Here is an 18440-nt window from a genome sequence, read left to right on the forward strand (position 1 = left end):
TTCGCGGATCAGGGCCGCGCGTGTTTGAGCGAAGCGAGTTTGCGCGGACCCCGCGAAAAGCGAGCACCGCAGGCTTCCCGGAGCGAAGCGCAGGGATGCGGCCAGTGGGGTCGCCTTTTCTTTGGTTACTTTCTTTTGGCGAAGCAAAAGAAAGTGACTCGCCTGCCGGGGCGACATCCCGGCCCCGGCGCAGGAACGAGCGCAACCCCAACACCAGCACCCAAAGCCGCCGTCCCAGTCCTCCCCCGGAAGCGGGGGGAGCAAGGCCGCAGCCAGGCCATGAGCCTTCTCGAAGTCCAGCAGGCCGAAGCGACGAGCCTGAGGGGGCTTGCCCAATGACCGAGCAGGACCCCCTCACGCGGGCCGGCACCGGCCAGTCCGCGCCGGACGAAGGCGCGACCGTCGTCGGCGGCGCCCCCACGGTGCCGCACGGCCAGGCCCCGACGCTCGCGCCCACCGCGCGCGACGCCTCGGGCGACAGCGAGCACGCCGGCCTGCTCCCCATCGGCAGCCGGCTCGCCGAGTTCGAGGTGACGCGCATCGTCGGCCAGGGCGGCTTCGGCGTGGTCTACGAGGCCTGGGACCCGACGCTGGAGCGCGTCGTCGCGATCAAGGAGTACCTGCCCAGCGCGCTCTCCACCCGCCAGGCCGACGGCACCGTCGCCCCGCTCTCGGAGCGGCACCGCGAGACCTTCGACCTGGGCATGCGCAGCTTCATCAACGAGGCGCGCCTGCTGGCCCAGTTCGACCACCCCTCGTTGCTGAAGGTCTACCGCTTCTGGCAGGAGCGCGGCACCACCTACATGGTGATGCCCTTCTACCGCGGCGACACCCTGCGGCAGGCACTGCACGCGATGCCGGGCGGCGCCCCGGAAGGCTGGCTGCTGCACATCATGGACGGCGTGACGCAGGCGCTGGCCGTGATGCACGCGGCCCACTGCTACCACCGCGACATCGCGCCCGACAACATCATCCTGCTCGAGGGCTCGGGCCGGCCGGTGGTGCTGGACTTCGGCGCCGCGCGGCGGGTGATCACCGACAAGACGCAGGCCATCACCGTCATCCTCAAGCCCGGCTACGCGCCGATCGAGCAGTACGCCGAGATGCCGGACATGGCGCAGGGCGCGTGGACCGACGTCTACGCGCTGGCGGCCGTGATGCACGTGGCGGTGAGCGGCCGTGCGCCGCCGCCCTCGGTGGCGCGGCTGCTGGCCGACAGCTACGTCCCGCTCTCGGGCAACGAGGCGCTGCGCCAGCGCTACAGCCCCGGGCTGCTCGCGGCCATCGACGCCGGCCTGGGTGTGCGGCCCGAGTCGCGCCCGCAGTCCATGGCCGCGCTGCGCGAGGCGCTGGGCCTGGACGGCGGGGCGACCGTGATCCGGCCGCCCTCCGCGCGCGCGCCTGCCCCGGCGCGCGGGCCGGCAACGCCGCCTGCCCTCGCGCCCGCGGCGCCTTCGGCACCCGTGGCACTTGCGGCAACTGCGGCAACTGCGGTAACTGCGAAGGGCAGGGCTGCGGGCCTGGCAGGCGTGGCCGCGGTGGCCGTGCTGGCCGCGGCCGGCGGATGGTGGTGGTGGCAAGGCCGAGATGGCGCCCCCGGTGGCGCGCAGGCGCCGGTGAGCGCCGCGCCGCCGCCCGCCGAGCTCGCGCAGGCGCCGGCGCCGCCGCCGCCGCCGCCCGTCAAGCCGCGCACCCCGGCCGAGTCGCTTCAATCGCTCGCCGAGGGCGCCGCGCCCGGCTTCGAGGTGACGGCGAGCCCCCGCAAGAGCGAAGTCGCGGTCGGCAAGGACAAGCTCGGTTTCGAGCTGCGCAGCAAGCGCGAGGGCTTCGTCTACGTCTACCTGCTGTCCAGCGGCGGCGAACTGTTCCTGCTCTTCCCCAACCTGCTGGACAAGCACAACAAGATCGCTGCCGGCCAAGGCATCACGCTGCCGCGCGCCTCCTGGCCGATGGATGCGGGCGGGCCGCCCGGCATCAACCAGTTCGCGGTGCTGGTCAGCCAGAACGAGCGTGACTTCAGCGGCTCCGGCATCCAGAGCGAGGGCGTGTTTCCGCAGTTCCCGCTGCCGGTGCTGGCGGCCCTCGAAGCCGCACGCGGCAGCGGCCCGCCGCCTCTGCTGGGCAAGCCCGTGTGCGCGCCCGACACGCCTTGCAAGGACGCCTATGGCACGGCCTTCTTCAAGATCACCGAGAAGTAAACGTCTTCAGGCCTCGGGCGCTTGCGCCCCGTGCCTTCGGATCAGGAGTTCTCCATGACACAAGCCCCCATCGCCTTTCTCTCGACCCTTGGTGGCGCGCCCGCACGCTGGGGTGGTGCCGCCTTCGGCGCGGCATTGCTGGCGGCCTGCGGCGCGATGCCGGGCCCCGGCCCCGGCACCGGCACCGGCGCGGCACCGGCGGCCCAGCCGCCGGCAGCTTCTGCCGCTGCACCGGCGCCTGCAGCAGCTGCGCCGTCTGCGCCGAGCGTGCCGACGCAAAGCGCGCGGCCGGCCGCTGTCCCCGGCGGCGCCAGCGTGGCGGGCCAGGCGCGCACCTTCTCCACCCAGCTCGCCACCTACACCGCGGTCGGCTACGAGGCGGTCCCCGGCTGGGGCCGCGACGACTTCGCCCAGAGCTGGCCGGCCTTTCTCGGGAGCTGCAAGGTGCTGACCGGCCGTGGTGCCGAGTGGCGCCAGATCTGCCAGCGCGCCGCGTCGGTGGACGCGAAGAGCAACCCGGCCATCCGCGGCTTCTTCGAGCGCGAGTTCTCCGCCTACCAGATCCGCGACGACGACCGCCGGCCCGATGGCGTGGTCACCGGCTACTTCGAGCCGGAGATCGCCGGCAGCCGCAACTACGCGCCGCCGTACATCTATCCGGTCTACGGCCAGCCCGAGGACATGCTCTTCGCCGATGCGCGCAAGCTGCCGCCCGGCAGCGGCACCGTGGCCGTGCGCGTGGAGGGCCGCAGCGTGGTGGTGCAGCAGGGGCTTTCGACGCGCGACATGGGCGCGCCGGGCCTTTACGCGCTGGACCTCTCCGCCGTCACCCGCGACACGCTGGACCGCAAGGTGCGCCTGCGCATCGAAGGCCGGCGCCTGCTGCCCTACTACACGCGCGAGGAGATCGAGACCAAGGGCGCCCCCAACGCCCGCGTGCTGGCTTTCGTGAACAACGCCAGCGCGCTCTACGAGATGCAGATCCAGGGATCGGGCCGCATCCGCCTGGCCAGTGGCGAGGTCATCCGCGTCGCCTATGCCGAGCAGAACGGCCAGCCCTTCCGGCCCACGATCGCGCAATCGTCCTCGGGCAAGGCGCTCAGCCGGGTGAAGACGCGCGGCCTCGGCGTCGAGCTCGAGCTGGACGACGGCGATGACGAGGTCGACGACGGCACGGTGATCCGCACCCGCGGCTTCACGCTCGCGCTGCCCGCGGCCAGCGGCGCCGTCGTGGTGCCGGGGCGGCGCGCGGCCGGCCCCGTGCTCGGCTCGGGCATCAAGGACCCGAGCTACGTCTTCTTCAAGGAGGCCGGCGGCACGGCGGGCGGACCGGTGGGCGCCTTCGGCGTGCCCTTGCAGCCCGGCCGATCGATCGCGGTCGACCCGCGCGCCACCCCGCTGGGCTACCCCGTCTTCGTTTCCACCCGCACGCCCGACAGCGGCGCGCCGATGCAGCGCCTGACCATCGCGCAGGACACCGGCGGCGCGATCCGCGGCGCGGTGCGCGCCGACTACTTCTTCGGCAACGGCCAGCAGGCCGCGACCCAGGCCCGTCGCATGAAGGAGCGTGGCCAACTCTGGGTCCTGCTGCCGCGCGGCCTCGCCGTGGCGGCGGCTTCCACCTCATCGATCCGCACGCGCGGCGCGGCCGTCGGCGCCGACCTGCCGCAATGCCTGGTGCCTCAGGAAGACGCGTGCGTGGATGACTGAGTTCCGTCATCACCGCAGCGCAAGACCCCCTTGCCATGTGCGTGCGCGTGCCTGTGCCTGTGCGCGTGCGAGTGCGTGCAGGGTGCGCGAAGACCCGCGGCGCGCGCGCCCGCGCGCCCCACACAAGGACGCGCCATGGCGCGTTGAAGTTGAAATCCCCTCTGGCCGTAGCCGAGGAGCGCAGCTTTTCGCGGATCAGGGCCGCGCGTGTTTGAGCGAAGCGAGTTTGCGCGGACCCCGCGAAAAGCGAGCACCGCAGGCTTCCCGGAGCGAAGCGCAGGGATGCGGCCAGTGGGGTCGCCTTTTCTTTGGTTACTTTCTTTTGGCGAAGCAAAAGAAAGTGACTCGCCTGCCGGGGCGACATCCCGGCTCCGGCCTCGAACCCACAGCAACCCACAGACCGAGCCCCCAATCTCTCGCCCCATCCGAAGAAGGAAAGAGAGCGAGCCAGCCCCATTCACCCATCCATCCCCAAGGAGAACCAGATGTCCTGGACCATCGACGGCACCCTCGACCCTGACGAGGCCCTGCGCCTGCTGGACCACATGTCCGGCGCCAGCAACAACGACTTCGCGATGCTCATCGAGAACAAGGGCAGCGTCGTCGAGGGCGAGTCCGCGCGCCAGTACGAGGACGGCAAGCAGCGAATGGACATCGCCGGCTATGCCTACCTGGCCGAGGTCGTCACCCCGCCCGGCGCCAGCAAGGGCAAGGTGCGCAACCACAGCCTGATCGTGGTGCGCAACTGCGACGCGGCGACGGCCTCCATCGCCAGCCTGATGAAGAACCAGGACAGCGACATCAAGGTCGAGCTGTCGGTCTTCAAGGCCGGCGGCGATTCGTCGAAGGACATGCAGCCCACGCTCGAGATCGTGCTGGAGGGCGCGCGCATCGACACCCATTCCATCCTGACCGGCGGCTCCCCGCGCCGCCCCTGCGAGATCCTGTTCTTCCGCTACCGCAAGATCGAGATCCGCTCCGCGTCGCAGAAGGGAACGGGCCAGCGCGGCGCGGTTCGCAGCTGCGTGATGAACGCCGATTGAATCCCCGGCCCACGAAAGGCACCGCATGACGCAATCCGCCGAACTTCTTCAAACCGCCGACCCCGCCGGCGCCCTCAAGGCCCTGAGCGAGGAGGTACGCGCCAGGCCGGCCGACGCCAGGCTGCGCGTGTTCATGGCGCAGCTGCTGTGCGTGCTCGGCCAGTGGGAACGCGCGCTCAACCAGCTCAACGTCGCGGCCGAGCTCGATGCGCTCGCCGTGCCGATGAAGCAGGTCTACGGCGAGGCCATCCGTTGCGAAGGCCTGCGCGCGGACGTGTTCGCCGGCACGCGCACGCCGATGGTCTTCGGCCAGCCCGACGAATGGCTCGCGCTGTTGATCGAGTCGCTGCTGCGCCAGGGCGCCGGCGATGCGGCACTGGCCGAAGACCTGCGCGAGCGCGCCTTCGAGGCCGCGCCCGCCACGCCGGGCACGCTCGACGGCAAGCCTTTCGAGTGGCTCGCCGACGCCGACATGCGGCTGGGCCCGGTGCTCGAGGCCTTCGTGAACGGCCGCTACTACTGGATTCCCTTCGCACGCCTCGCGCACATCAAGTTCGACCCGCCCGAGGACCTGCGCGACTGCGTGTGGCTGCCGGCCCACCTGCAGTTCGAGAACGGCGGCGAGACCCTGGCCCTGGTGCCCACGCGCTACGAGGGCACGCATGCATGCGGCGAAGGCGTGCTGCAACTCGCGCGCAAGACCGAGTGGCGCGAACTGCGGCCCGAGGTGTGGGCCGGCCGGGGCCAGCGCATGTTCGGCAGCGACGACGGCGAGGAGCACGCCATGCTGGACGTGCGCGAGATCCTGTTCTCGGCAGCGCCGCAGCAGGCGCCCGCCCATGTCTGAGCAGATCGCCCAGGAGCGCCTGCAGCCTTCGCTGCTCGATCGCTTGGTGGACCTCGCGCCCACCGAGCAGCGCGAGAGCGACGACAAGCGCACCCTGACCCGCCAAGCCCTGCGCCAGGCGATGCTGCGCGATCTCTCGTGGCTGCTCAACGCGACCGGCCACGGCCTGCCCTTCGACGACAAGCGCCATCCGAACGCGGCGCGCTCGGTGCTCAACTACGGATTGCCTATGCTGTCCGGCCAGTTCACGTCCTCCATCCAGCGTGTCAGCATGGAACAGGCTCTGAAGAACGCCATCCTGCAGTTCGAGCCGCGCATCCTCCCTCGCACACTCGAAGTGGAACTCGTCATGGAAGGCTCGGCACTCGACTCCCACAACCGCATCGGCCTCCAGATACGCGGCCTGCTCTGGGCCCAGCCGGTGCCGCTGGAGTTCCTGATGCGCAGCCGGATCGACCTGGAAGAGGGACGCATCGAGATCGAGGACGTGGCGCTTCCGCAGCGTTAGGGCCGGTCAAGCCATGAATCACCCCGGCGTGAGGTCTTGGATGCTGTCTTGCTCCCTCTACGGCTTGCGGGAGAGGGTTGGGGTGAGGGCCTTGGGTGCTCGATTTGGCCTTGCGCTTGTTCCGAGGCCGGAGCCGGGATGTCGCCCCGGCGGGCGAGTTACTTTCTTTGTCTCGCCAAAGAAAGTAACCAAAGAAAGGCGACCCCACTGGGCGTGTCCCTGCGCTTCGCTACGGGCAACCTGCGGTGCTCGCTTCAGGCGGGGTCCGCGCAAACTCGCTTCGCTCAAACACGCGCGGCCCTTGATCCGCCTAAAGCTGCGCTCCTCGGCACGCGCAGAGGGGAGGTGGGTCGGGCCATCGCTGCGCTCGGCGGCCAACGGCCTTGCTTCGCAAGGCCTGGAACATGTGCAGGCCCATCTCGACGGCATGTATCTGTGCAGCGTGAGCGAGGACCCGCAGCGCGGGTGCTCGCGCATCCCACAAAAGGACGCGCCATGGCGCGTTGAAGTCGAGATCCCCTCTGGCCGTAGCCGAGGAGCGCAGCTTTTCGCGGATCAGGGCCGCGCGTGTTTGAGCGAAGCGAGTTTGCGCGGACCCCGCGAAAAGCGAGCACCGCAGGCTTCCCGCAGCGAAGCGCAGGGTCGCGGCCAATGGGGTCGCCTTTTCTTTGGTTACTTTCTTTTGGCGAAGCAAAAGAAAGTGACTCGCCTGCCGGGGCGACATCCCGGCTCCAGCCTCGGAACAAGCGCAACCCTAGAACAAAGACCCAGGGCCATCGCCCTCCAGAAAGCCTCCCCGAGTTCTGCATGGACCCGCGCCTGCTGACCCTGTACGAACAGGAACTGCGCTACTTCCGCGAGAGCGCCGGGGAGTTCGCGCGCGCCTTCCCGAAGATCGCGCACCGCCTGGGCATCGAGGGCCAGGACGTCGCCGACCCCTATGTCGAACGGCTGATCGAGGCCACCGCCTTCCTGGCCGCGCGCGTCGGCCTCAAGCTCGATGCCGAATACCCGCGCTTCACCGGCCACCTGCTGGACATCGTCTATCCGCAGTTCATGGCGCCGACGCCCTCGATGATCGTCGTGTCCCTGGCGGTCGACCCTGACGATGCCAACCTGGCCAGCGGCCCCACGCTGCCGCGCGGCAGCGGCCTGCGCGCGCGCCACGCCGTGGGACAGAACACGCATTGCGAGTTCCGCACCGCGCGCGCGTTGCGCGTCTGGCCGGTCGAGGTGCAGCGCGCCCAGTACTTCACCTATGCGCCCGATCTGCCGCTGGCCCAGCATCCGCAGGCGCGCGAGATCCGCGGCGGCCTGCGCATCGCGCTGCGCGCCACCGCGGGCCTGAAGTTCGACCAGGTCGCGCTCGACGAGCTGCTGATCCACTTCGGCGGCGCCGAGGACGTGGCCTGGCAACTGCACGAGTGCGTGCTCGGCAACCCCCTCGGCGTGCTGGTGCAGCCCTTGTCGGCGGGCGGCGTGTCGGCCGGCGCCGCGGCCGGCGCGGTACGCCAGCTGCCTGCGAGCGCAGTCCAGCCCGTCGGCTTCGAGGACGACGAAGCGCTGCTGCCCGTCACCGCCACCGGCTTCTCGGGCCACCGGCTGGTGCAGGAGTACTTCGCTTTCCCGCAGCGCTTCCAGTTCGCGCGCATCGTCGGGCTGGAACGCGTGCTGTCGGCGATGCCGGTGAGCGAGATCGAGCTGGTGCTGCTGTTCTCGCGCGGCGACGCGGCGCTCGAAAAACTCGTCAGCGCGGACAACGTGCAGCTGCACTGCGTGCCGGCGATCAATCTCTTCGCCAAGCGGCTCGACCGCGTGACGGTGAACGAAGGCGTGAGCCAGTTCCACCTGGTGCCCGAGCGCACGCGGCCGCAGGACTTCGAGGTCCACACCGTCACCGAGGTGATCGGCCACGGCAGCCCGGGCGGCGTCGACGCCGCGCCGGAGCAGCCCTTCCTCCCCTTCTACGCCGCCTTCCACGGCAGCCGCCACAGCCATCCCGCCTACTTCACGACCACGCGCGAGCCGCGCATGCCTTCCGCCCGGCAGCGCACCGAAGGCCACCGCAGCAGCCACATCGGCTCCGAGGTCTACATGCAGATCGTCGACCCGCAGCAGGCGCCCTATGCGGGATCGCTGCGCCAGCTTGCCGTGAGCGCGCTGGTCACCAACCGCGACCTGCCGCTCCTGATGCCGCTGGGCCGCGAGAACGACTTCGACTGCATCGACGCCTTCCCGGCGCAACGCGTGCGCATGGTGCGCGGCCCGTCGCGGCCGGTCTCGCCGGTGGTGAATCACGGCCTGGGCTGGCGCGTGATCGACCACCTGGCGCTCAACTACCTCTCGCTCGCCGACAGCTCCGCGCAGCAGGGTGCGGCCGCGCTGCGCGAGATGCTCATGCTCTACGCGGTGCACGGCGACGAGGTGCGGCAGGCCCAGGTGCGCGGGCTGCTCTCCGTGCGATCGAAGCCGGTGGCACGGCGCCTGCCGCTGGCCGGCCCGATCGCCTTCGGCCGCGGGCTCGAGGTCACGCTCGAAGTCGACCGCAATGCCTTCCATGGCCACAGCGCCTTTCTCTTCGGCGCCGTCATGGCGCGCTACCTGGCGCGGCACGTGGAGGTCAACCACTTCGTCGAGACCGTGCTCACCGCGCCGGGCCGCGGCGAGATCATGCGATGGAGGCCGCTGTGCGGAGCACGCCCGATCCTGTGAGCGCTGCCCGGCCGCCCGAAGGCGCGAAGGCCCCCTCGGGAGGCAGCGCAGTACACGAAGTGACAAGCGTGGGGGCTCTATTGAGCGGCGCCCGGCCGCCCGAAGGCGCGAAGGCCCCCTCGGGGGGCAGCGCAGTACACGAAGTGACAAGCGTGGGGGCTCTATCGAGCGCTGCCCGGCCGCCCGAAGGCGCGAAGGCCCCCTCGGGGGGCAGCGCAGTACACGAAGTGACAAGCGTGGGGGCTCTATCGACCGCCGCCGCCGCCCGCGCGCGGCCGCCCGGCAGCATCGGGCTGCACCTGCAGGCCTGCGGCGACCAGCCCTGGGCCTACGACTACTTCGCGCTCATGCGCCGGCTCGAAAGCATCGCGGCCGACGCGCCGCGCTGGGGCCGCGCGCTGCTGCCAGGTGCCGAGCCCCTGCGCGTGGGCCAGGAGCCCTCGCTGTCCTTCGCGCCCGCCAGCCTCAGCCGCTTCGAGCCCGCGAGTGCCCATTCGCCGCCGCGGCTGCGCCAGCACTTCTTCGGCTACCTGGGCCCCAACGGGCCGCTGCCGGTGCACCTGAGCGACTTCATCCGCGAACGCACCATCAACCATGGCGACCCGACCTGGCTCGCCTTCCTCGACACCTTCTCGCACCGCTTCTCGCTCTTCTTCTACCGGGCGTGGGCGCAGGCACGGCCGGCGGTGGGCCTGGACCGGCCGCAGGAGGACGGCTTCCGCCGCCAGGTCGGCGCGCTGGTCGGCATCGGCACGCCTGCGCGGCAGCAGCGCGACGAGGTGCACGACGACGCGCGGCTGCATTTCGCGGGCCGCCTGCTGCGGCAGGTGCACAACGCCGAGGGCGTGGAGGCCGTGCTGGCCTGCTACTTCGGCGTGCCGGTGCGGCTCGAGCCCTGGGTCGGCCACTGGATGCCACTGCCCGAAGAGGAGCTCACCCGTCTCGGCCGCGGCGAAGCCTCGCGCTCGCTGGGCCTGGGCGCGATGCTGGGGCGGCGCGCGTGGGACCGCCAGCATCGCGTGCGCCTCCACCTGGGGCCGCTGGGCTTCGAGCAGTACCGGATGTTCCTGCCCACCGGCGACGGTCGCCCCGCGCTGCGGCGCTGGATGCAGCAACTGCTCGGCGACGAGCTGTACTGGGACGCCGAGCTGATCCTGCAGAAGGAAGAGCTCCCGCCCGCACGCCTCGGCGCGCTGAAGGGCAATGCGCCGCGGCTGGGCTGGGTCTCGTGGCTGGGCCGCGAGCGCCGCGCGCGCGACGCGGCCGATGTCCGTATCGAGGGCGATGCGCCGATGCATCGCACTGCACTTTCATAAGAACCGAGGGGCTGTCCGTCATGCACACGAGGAGATTCCATGGGGCCCCACCCTCACATTCGTTCGCTGCCCCCGGAGGGGCGCATGCCTCCCCGGAGGCGGCTTTCCAGGAGGCATCATGAGTGAAATCAACCGCACCGCCCTGTTCGGCAAGCTCAATGCGCTCGCCTACAAGGCGATCGAGGGCGCCACCGTGTTCTGCAAGATGCGCGGGAACCCCTACGTGGAGCTGGAGCACTGGTTCGCCCAGCTGCTGCAGGCGCAGGACTCCGACCTGCACCGCGTGATCCAGCACTACGGCCTGGACATCTCGGTGATCGCCAAGGACATGACGGCCGCGCTCGACCGCCTGCCGCGCGGCGCCACCGCCATCAGCGACTTCTCGCCGCACATCGAAAACGCGATCGAGCGCGCCTGGACCTATGCCACCCTGCAGTTCGGCGAGGCGCAGGTGCGCACCGGCTACCTGCTGGTCGGCATGCTCAAGACGCCCAGCCTGCGCAATCCGCTGATGGGCCTGTCGAAGCAGTTCGAGAAGGTCAAGGTCGAGGACCTGGCCGACAACTTCGCGAAGATCTGCGACCCCTCGCCCGAATCGAAGATGCGCGCGCAGGACGGCACCGGCATGGGCAGCGGTGCCCCCGGCGAAGACGCCGGCGCGATGGCGCCCGCCGCCATGGGCAAGGGCGATGCGCTCAAGAAGTTTGCTGTCGACCTCACGGAGAAGGCGAAGAAAGGGGAGATGGATCCGGTGACCGGGCGGGACGAGGAAATCCGCCAGATCGTCGACATCCTGATGCGGCGCCGCCAGAACAACCCGCTGCTCACGGGCGAAGCGGGCGTCGGCAAGACCGCGGTGGTGGAGGGCTTCGCGCAGCGGCTGGCGCGCGGCGACGTGCCTCCTCAGCTCAAGGAGGTGAAGCTGCTCACGCTGGACATCGGCCTCCTGCAGGCCGGCGCCAGCATGAAGGGCGAGTTCGAGCAGCGGCTGCGGCAGGTGATCGACGAGGTGCAGGCTTCGCCCACGCCGATCATCCTGTTCATCGACGAGATCCACACGCTGGTGGGCGCGGGCGGCGCCGCCGGCACCGGCGATGCGGCCAACCTGCTGAAGCCCGCGCTGGCGCGCGGCAACCTGCGCACCATCGGCGCCACGACCTGGGCCGAGTACAAGAAGTACATCGAGAAAGACCCGGCGCTGACGCGTCGCTTCCAGGTGGTGCAGGTGCCCGAGCCCGACGAGACCAAGGCCATCCTGATGCTGCGCGGCGTGGCCAGCGTGCTGGAGAAGCACCACCGCGTGCAGCTGATGGACGAGGCCATCGAGGCGGCGGTCAAGCTGTCGCACCGCTACATCCCCGCGCGCCAGCTGCCCGACAAGGCGGTGAGCCTGCTCGACACCGCCTGTGCGCGGGTGGCGGTCTCGCAGCATGCGATGCCGCCGGAAGTGGAGGATTGCCAGCGGCGCATCGAGGCGCTGACGGTGGAGCAGGAGATCATCGGCCGCGAGGAAGCGATCGGCATCGACGTCGGCAAGCGCTCGGCGCAGGTGCAGTCGCTGCTGGCCGAATCGAAGGCGCAGCTCGAGGCGCTCGATGCGCGCTGGAAGGAAGAGAAGGCGCTGGTCGATCGTCTGCTCGAACTGCGCGCCAAGCTGCGCGCCGGCAACAAGCCCGTGGATGCAGCACTCCCCGCCGAAGCCGGGGAGGGCGCAGGGAGCGGCACGGCGGCGGCGAAGGAGACGCCGCCCCAACGCTCGCCCGCGGCGGAAGGGAGTGCGGAGAGGACCGCCTTGCTGGCGGAACTGCATGAGCTGCAAGGCCGGATCAGCAAGATCCAGGGCGAGTCGCCGCTGATCCTGCCCTCGGTGGATGCGCAGGCCGTGTCCTCCGTGGTCGCCGACTGGACCGGCATCCCCGTCGGCCGCATGCAGCGCAACGAGATCGAGACCGTGCTCAACCTGCCCCGGCTGCTCGGCCAGCGCGTGATCGGCCAGGACCACGCGATGGAGATGATCGCCAAGCGCATCCAGACCTCGCGCGCGGGCCTGGACAACCCGACCAAGCCGATCGGCGTCTTCATGCTGGCCGGCACCTCGGGCGTGGGCAAGACCGAGACCGCGATCGCGCTGGCCGAGGCCCTGTACGGCGGCGAGCAGAACATGATCGTCATCAACATGAGCGAGTACCAGGAGGCGCACACCGTCAGCTCGCTCAAGGGCGCGCCGCCCGGCTACGTGGGCTACGGCGAGGGCGGCGTGCTCACCGAGGCCGTGCGCCGCCGGCCCTACAGCGTGGTGCTGCTGGACGAGGTGGAGAAAGCACACCCCGACGTGCACGAGCTCTTCTTCCAGGTCTTCGACAAGGGCTTCATGGAAGATGGCGAAGGGCGCAGCATCGACTTCAAGAACACCCTGATCCTGCTCACTACCAACGCCGGCACCGACCTGATCGCAAGCCTGTGCAAGGACCCGGAGCTGATGCCCGACCCCGAAGGCATGGCCAAGGCGCTGCGCGATCCGCTGCTCAAGATCTTCCCGCCTGCGCTGCTCGGGCGGCTGGTCACCATCCCGTACTACCCCTTGAGCGACGACATGCTCGGCAAGATCGTCGAGCTGCAGTTGAAGCGCATCAAGAAGCGTGTCGAGGCGCGCTACCAGATCCCGTTCGACTACACGGACGAGGTGGTGAAGCTGGTGGTGAGCCGCTGCACCGAGAGCGAATCGGGCGGCCGCATGATCGACGCGATCCTCACCAACACCATGCTGCCGGACATCAGCCGCGAGTTCCTGCATCGAATGATGGAAGGCAAGCCGATCGTCGCGGCGCGGGTCGGCGTGCACGACGGCCAGTTCAACTACGCGTTCGAGTGAGCCCGTGCCGGCCACCACTGCACAAGGAGTCGCAACATGACTGGATTCACCAAGCCCAGCACGCTGGTGCGCAAGGCCGAGGTCGGCGTGCGCAAGGCCATCGGCGCGCACGTGCCGGCGGACCCGCGCCGAGGGTTCACCGACCACATGGAGGTGCTGTCGTCGCAATTGATGATCGGGTACAAGAAGTACCCCTCGGCCACCCACTATCCGAGCGATGCCATGAAGGCGGCCGCGGTAGCGGGGACGAACCTGGCCGCACGCATCATGCGTAGCGTGAACGATGAGTTTGCCGCCATCCTGATGCTGCGCCGCAAGGAGTCCGCCTTGATGCAGCAGGTGCTGGCCGCGCACTTTCACCTGATTGCAGGCGACGACGCCGGCGGCACGCTCAAGGACAACGTCGTGAACAAGAAATTCTCGGCGCGCGCAGTCTTCGAGAAGGACCGCCGTTGGGTGCTGGAGAAGATTCGCCAGAACATGCTGAGCCTGAGCTTTCACCTCAACACGGGGGTGTATCTGATCGACATCGATGCAAGCCGTCGCGACATCGAAAGCGGAGGAGTTGTCAATCCTGCGGCGGCCAATTTGACTACCGAGGCTTTCGTGAGCCCCACCAAGACAAAGTACGACGCGAACACCTGGCGCACGACAGACGCCAAGTACTACTCCAACACGATCAGCGGGTTTCGCAATGGCGAGATTCACGTCTCACTCGAGAGGCTCAAGGATTATTCGGCGCTGAGCTATGCGCGAATCGTCATTCACGAGGCAACGCACAAGTACTTCAATACGGATGACGAAGCCTACGCGCACGAGAACACCTACGCAGCCCTCAGCCTCGCAGAAACACTCAACAATGCCGACAGCTATGCGTGGGCGGCGGTGTCGCTGTACTGCGGTGCGGTAAAGATGGTCAGCCCCGCCAGCTACAACCCGGATTGGGCGCAATGCAGCTGAACGAAGCACCGTTGGCGGACGAACACGTCGACCGCCTGGAGCCGCCCCAAGGCTACGAGCGCGCGAAGGAGGTGAGCCTCGACGATGCCCTGAAGCTCGCCATCGCCATGCACCGCGCCAACGGGCTCGACGATGCCGAGAGCGTCTATGGTCGCATCCTCGCGCTGGCGCCCGACCATGCCGCCGCACTGCACTTCATGGGCGTGCTGCAGCACCAGCGCGGGCGCAGCGAAGAGGCGCTCGGGCTGATCCGCCGCTCGATCGCCCTGAACGGCGCCGTGCCCGACTGGCACAACAACCTCGGCAACGTGCTGCTGGAGAGCGGGCAGGTCGACGCTGCGGCCGATGCCTACGAGCGCGCTTGTGCGCTGGCGCCCGACCGGCCGGACGTGCAGAACAACCTGGGTGTCCTGCGCCGGGAGCAGCGGCGTCCGGCCGAAGCGGAGACCTTCTACCGGCGAGCGATCGCGCTCGACCCCACGTATGCCGATGCGTTCACCAACCTCGGCCGGCTGCTCAATGGCCTCGGACGCCACGAGGAGGCGCTCGCCGCCTGCTGCGAGGCGCTGGTGGTCAATCCGAAGTTCGTCAAGGCGCGCCACGCGCTCGGCATGGCCTACCAGATGCTGGGGCGGCTGGACGATGCAGCGCAGGTGTACCGCGACTGGCTCGCCGAAGACCCCGGCCATCCCGAGGCTTTGCACCACCTCGCGGCCTGCACCGGCGACGCGGTGCCCGATCGAGCGCCCGACGCCTATGTGGAGACCCTCTTCGACGACTTCGCCAACAGCTTCGATGCCAAGCTCGCGATGCTCGACTATCGTGCCCCGTCGCTGATCGCCCAGGCGGTGGCGCAGCGCGTGGGCGAAGCCCGGCGCGCGCTGGCCGTGCTCGATGCCGGATGCGGTACCGGTTTGTGCGGTCCCTTGCTGGCGCCGTATGCGCGACGGCTGGAAGGCGTCGACCTGTCCGAGCGGATGCTGGCCAAGGCGCAGGCGCGCCAGGTGTACGACGCGTTGACCAAGGCGGAGCTCACCGCCTTCCTCGAGGCCGCGGCCCCGGGCTCTTGCGACCTCGTCGTTTCGGCCGACACGCTGTGCTATTTCGGCGACCTGCGTTGCGTCGTACTTGCGGCCGCGAAAGCGCTGCGGCCGCAGGGATGGCTGATCTTCACCGTGGAAGCCTCGGCCGGCCCTGCCGGCGCAGCCTTTCAGCTCAACCCGAACGGCCGCTACAGCCATCGCGAAAGCTATCTGCGAGCGGTGCTCGCGGAAGCAGGCCTGGCCGTCGATGGCCTGGAGCCGGTGCACCTGCGCATGGAAAACCTCAAGCCTGTGGAGGGGTGGCTGGTGTCCTGCAGGAAGCCGGCCTCCGGGGAAGGCATGAGCCATGGCCGCTGACATCCAGTTCACCCTCAAGAGCGATTCGCCGGTCAACGGCGAGCTGATGTTCTGGAGCGTGGTGGGCCACGAGGGCCTCTCGCGGCCGTCGGTGTACGAGCTGTCGGTGCTGTCGAAGAACCAGCAGATCGACGCCAAGGACATCCTGGGCCGTGCCTTCGACCTGACGATCGAGTTCCTGGACGCCGACGGCGGCAAGCACGAGCGCCATTGCGAAGGCCATGCGGTGCGCTTCATGCGCACCTCGCAGGTGGGGCGCCATTTCGAGTACCGCATCCAGCTGCGCTCCTGGTTCTGGCTGCTGACCAAGCGCCAGAACTCCTGGATCCAGCAGGACAAGCCGGTGCTCGACGTGCTCGATGCGGTGTTCGAAGACAGCCCGGTCAAGCGCTTCAAGAAGGTCAAGAGCGACAACGTCCTCGGCACGCACAACGCGCGCCGCTATTGCGTGCAGTACCAGGAAAGCGACTACGCCTTTCTCTCGCGCCTGCTGGAGGACGAGGGCATCTACTACTGGTTCGATGCGCACGACGCGCCGGGCACCATGCACCTGGCCGACAGCAGCGACGTGGCGCACGCGAAGCTTCCGGTCACCGGCACACTGCACTGGGTCGACGATGCCGCGAGCGAAGGGCGCTTCAACGAGATCACGCGCTGGATCAGCGCGCGGCGCTTCGACACCGGCAAGCATTCGGCGCGCGACAGCGACTTCAAGGCCATCAAGAAGAAGCTGGGCGCCGACATGGACGCCTCAGACACGCACGAGCTCGCCGGCCTCGAGGTCTTCGAATATCCGGGCGGCTACTTCTCGAGCGACGATGCCGACAAGACGGCCAAGATCCGCGGCGAGGAGCTGGTGGCACGGCGCGACCGGCAATGGGCGCTGACCTCCTGGCCCGACGTGGCCGCCGGCCGCAGCTTCAGCTACGAGGGCGACCCCGACGGCATGCGCGACGGCGACTACGTGATCGGCGCCTGCACCTTCATCGTGACGCATCCCGGCTACGAGGCGCTGGAGTTTCGCGAGAAGCCGCGCACGGTCGGCCAGCTGCTGCAGGAGGCGTTGGCCGACGACGCCGTCAACGCCGACACGCTCGGCGTGCTGCACGAGCTGCTGGACGACACGCCGCAGATGCGCACCGGCGAACGCGGCATCTGCACCTTCCTGCTGACCGTGTTCCCGCTCGATGCGCCCTTCAAGCCGCCGCGGCTCACGCCGCGCGTGACCATGCCCGGGCCGCAATCGGCGATCGTGGTCGGCCCCAAGGGCGAGGAGCTGCACGTGGACGAGCACGGCCGCGTGAAGGTGCACTTCCACTGGGACCGCAGCGAGAAGCGCAACGAGAAGTCGACCTGCTGGGTGCGCGTTTCGCAGCCCTGGGCCGGCAAGGGATGGGGCGGCTACTTCATCCCGCGCATCGGGCAGGAGGTGATCGTCGATTTCCTCAATGGCGATGCCGACCGGCCCATCGTCGTCGGGCGCGTCTACAACGACGAGCAGACCATCCCGTACAAGTCGCCCACGCAGAGCGGCTTCAAGACGCGCTCGACGCCGGGCGGCAACGCGGGCAACTACAACGAGATCATGTTCGAGGACAAGAAGGGCGAGGAGAAGCTGTCGATCCACGCCGAGCTGGACATGAGCAAGAGCGTCGAACGCGACGACGGCACCAGCGTGGGACAGGACCAGTCCATCACCGTCAAGCGCGACCAGACCAGCCTGGTGGACCGCGACCGCAAGAGCACGGTGACGCGCAACGACACCAACATGGTGGTGGTGGACCAGAAGAACACCGTCAAGGGCAACCAGAACAACCAGGTGGTGGGCAACCGGACGAGCTTCGTCGACGCGAACGATGCGCTCACCGTGGGCGGCAAGAGCGTCCTCGACGTGGTGGGCGCGCGCACCACCACTTACCGCGCCGGCGAATCGCATACCGTGGTGGGCAACCAGACGGTGTCGGTGACGGGCAAGCTCAGCTACAAGGCCGCCTCGATGAGCTTCGAGACGGCGCACATCGACTGGATGGTCACGGGTTCCAGCTCCAAGAACATCACGGTACCGACCGGCCCGCTGAACCTGATGGCCAACAAGATCAGGCTGATGAGCAACACCGGGATCGAGTTGATGTCGGTGGGCAACATCGACCAGACGGCGATCGGCTCCAACACCACCATCCTCGGGCCCAACACGAGCGGCTACATCGGCACCAACAGCGAGGCCAACCTCGGCATCAACCGCTCGACCTTCATGGGCCTGAACATCGAGAACGCACTGGCGCTGGCCATGAGCAACAACGGCGGCGTGTTCATCGAGAACACGCTGGGAGTGAAGCTCGTCAACTGCGTGGCGCCGGAGATCAAGTCGATCTCCACGGCCGACGTCAACCTCACGCCGCTCAAGACCATTTCGCCCGGCGGAGGCGGCGGCCCCGCCACGGGCGCCGCGGTGGCGGGTGCACTGGGCGCGGTGGCCGGCGCCGGGAGCGCCTTCGTCGATATCGCCGCGACGCTCAAGCAGTACGCCGACGCGGCGCAGGCCCTGACCGAGGCCGCGGCCGAGGCGCAGGCGGCCGGCATGAGCGGCCTGGCGGGTCGGCTGAGCGCGATGGCGATGCTCACCAACATGCGGCGCAACCAGGGCATCCTGGGCGCGGTGCCGGTGGTGGGCACGGGCTTGCAGGTGTTCCTGGAGCTGTTCACCGGCGCCGATGCGATCGGCGCGGGTCAGCTGGCCAGCGATGGCGCCTCGACCAATGCGGACGGCACGCCCATCGCGCAGCCCTCGACGCCACCGAGTACCGGCGGCGGCTCGGGTGGTAGCGGCGGTGGTAGTGGCGGTGGCGGTGGTGGCGGCGGAGGCTGAAAGCAGCG

The 18440-nt window shown here is 69.2% G+C and carries 11 protein-coding genes; all 11 read left to right on the forward strand.

What is annotated here, in order from left to right:
• The first annotated feature begins 335 nt into the window (after positions 1 to 335).
• Positions 336 to 2198, forward strand: a complete 1863-nt coding sequence (locus J2739_RS26840) for a serine/threonine-protein kinase (RefSeq protein WP_309907423.1) — start codon at positions 336 to 338, stop codon at positions 2196 to 2198.
• A gap of 54 nt (positions 2199 to 2252) precedes the next feature.
• The gene (gene mltA, locus J2739_RS26845) at positions 2253 to 3908 is read left to right on the forward strand and encodes a murein transglycosylase A (protein ID WP_405053969.1); all 1656 of its coding nucleotides are present in this window, start codon (positions 2253 to 2255) and stop codon (positions 3906 to 3908) included.
• Positions 3909 to 4393: 485 nt separating this feature from the next.
• Complete coding sequence (locus tag J2739_RS26850; RefSeq protein WP_309907425.1) at positions 4394 to 4951, forward strand: type VI secretion system tube protein Hcp; 558 nt, start codon at positions 4394 to 4396, stop codon at positions 4949 to 4951.
• A gap of 25 nt (positions 4952 to 4976) precedes the next feature.
• Positions 4977 to 5798: a type VI secretion system accessory protein TagJ gene (locus J2739_RS26855; RefSeq protein ID WP_309907427.1), complete on the forward strand. Its 822-nt coding sequence runs from the start codon at positions 4977 to 4979 to the stop codon at positions 5796 to 5798.
• Positions 5791 to 6306: a type VI secretion system baseplate subunit TssE gene (tssE, locus tag J2739_RS26860; RefSeq protein ID WP_309907429.1), complete on the forward strand. Its 516-nt coding sequence runs from the start codon at positions 5791 to 5793 to the stop codon at positions 6304 to 6306. Before J2739_RS26855 ends, tssE begins: the two co-directional genes overlap by 8 nt.
• Before the next feature lie 807 nt (positions 6307 to 7113).
• Positions 7114 to 9018 (forward strand): type VI secretion system baseplate subunit TssF, encoded by a 1905-nt coding sequence (gene tssF, locus J2739_RS26865; protein ID WP_309907430.1) that lies wholly within the window; start codon positions 7114 to 7116, stop codon positions 9016 to 9018.
• A gap of 236 nt (positions 9019 to 9254) precedes the next feature.
• Positions 9255 to 10334: a type VI secretion system baseplate subunit TssG gene (gene tssG / locus J2739_RS26870; protein WP_309907432.1), complete on the forward strand. Its 1080-nt coding sequence runs from the start codon at positions 9255 to 9257 to the stop codon at positions 10332 to 10334.
• A gap of 118 nt (positions 10335 to 10452) precedes the next feature.
• A complete protein-coding gene (gene tssH / locus J2739_RS26875) occupies positions 10453 to 13206 on the forward strand; it encodes a type VI secretion system ATPase TssH (RefSeq protein ID WP_309907434.1) in 2754 nt (917 codons plus the stop codon).
• 66 nt (positions 13207 to 13272) lie between these two features.
• The gene (locus J2739_RS26880; protein WP_309907436.1) at positions 13273 to 14166 is read left to right on the forward strand and encodes a M35 family metalloendopeptidase; all 894 of its coding nucleotides are present in this window, start codon (positions 13273 to 13275) and stop codon (positions 14164 to 14166) included.
• Positions 14157 to 15566 carry a tetratricopeptide repeat protein gene (locus J2739_RS26885; RefSeq protein ID WP_309907438.1) on the forward strand — a complete coding sequence of 470 codons (1410 nt, stop codon included), beginning with the start codon at positions 14157 to 14159 and terminating at the stop codon, positions 15564 to 15566. Before J2739_RS26880 ends, J2739_RS26885 begins: the two co-directional genes overlap by 10 nt.
• Complete coding sequence (locus tag J2739_RS26890) at positions 15556 to 18432, forward strand: type VI secretion system Vgr family protein (RefSeq protein ID WP_309907439.1); 2877 nt, start codon at positions 15556 to 15558, stop codon at positions 18430 to 18432. The genes J2739_RS26885 and J2739_RS26890 overlap by 11 nt, the downstream gene beginning before the upstream one ends.
• Positions 18433 to 18440 lie beyond the last annotated feature (8 nt).

Source organism: Variovorax soli, from assembly GCF_031454625.1.
Lineage (GTDB): Bacteria > Pseudomonadota > Gammaproteobacteria > Burkholderiales > Burkholderiaceae_C > Variovorax > Variovorax soli_A.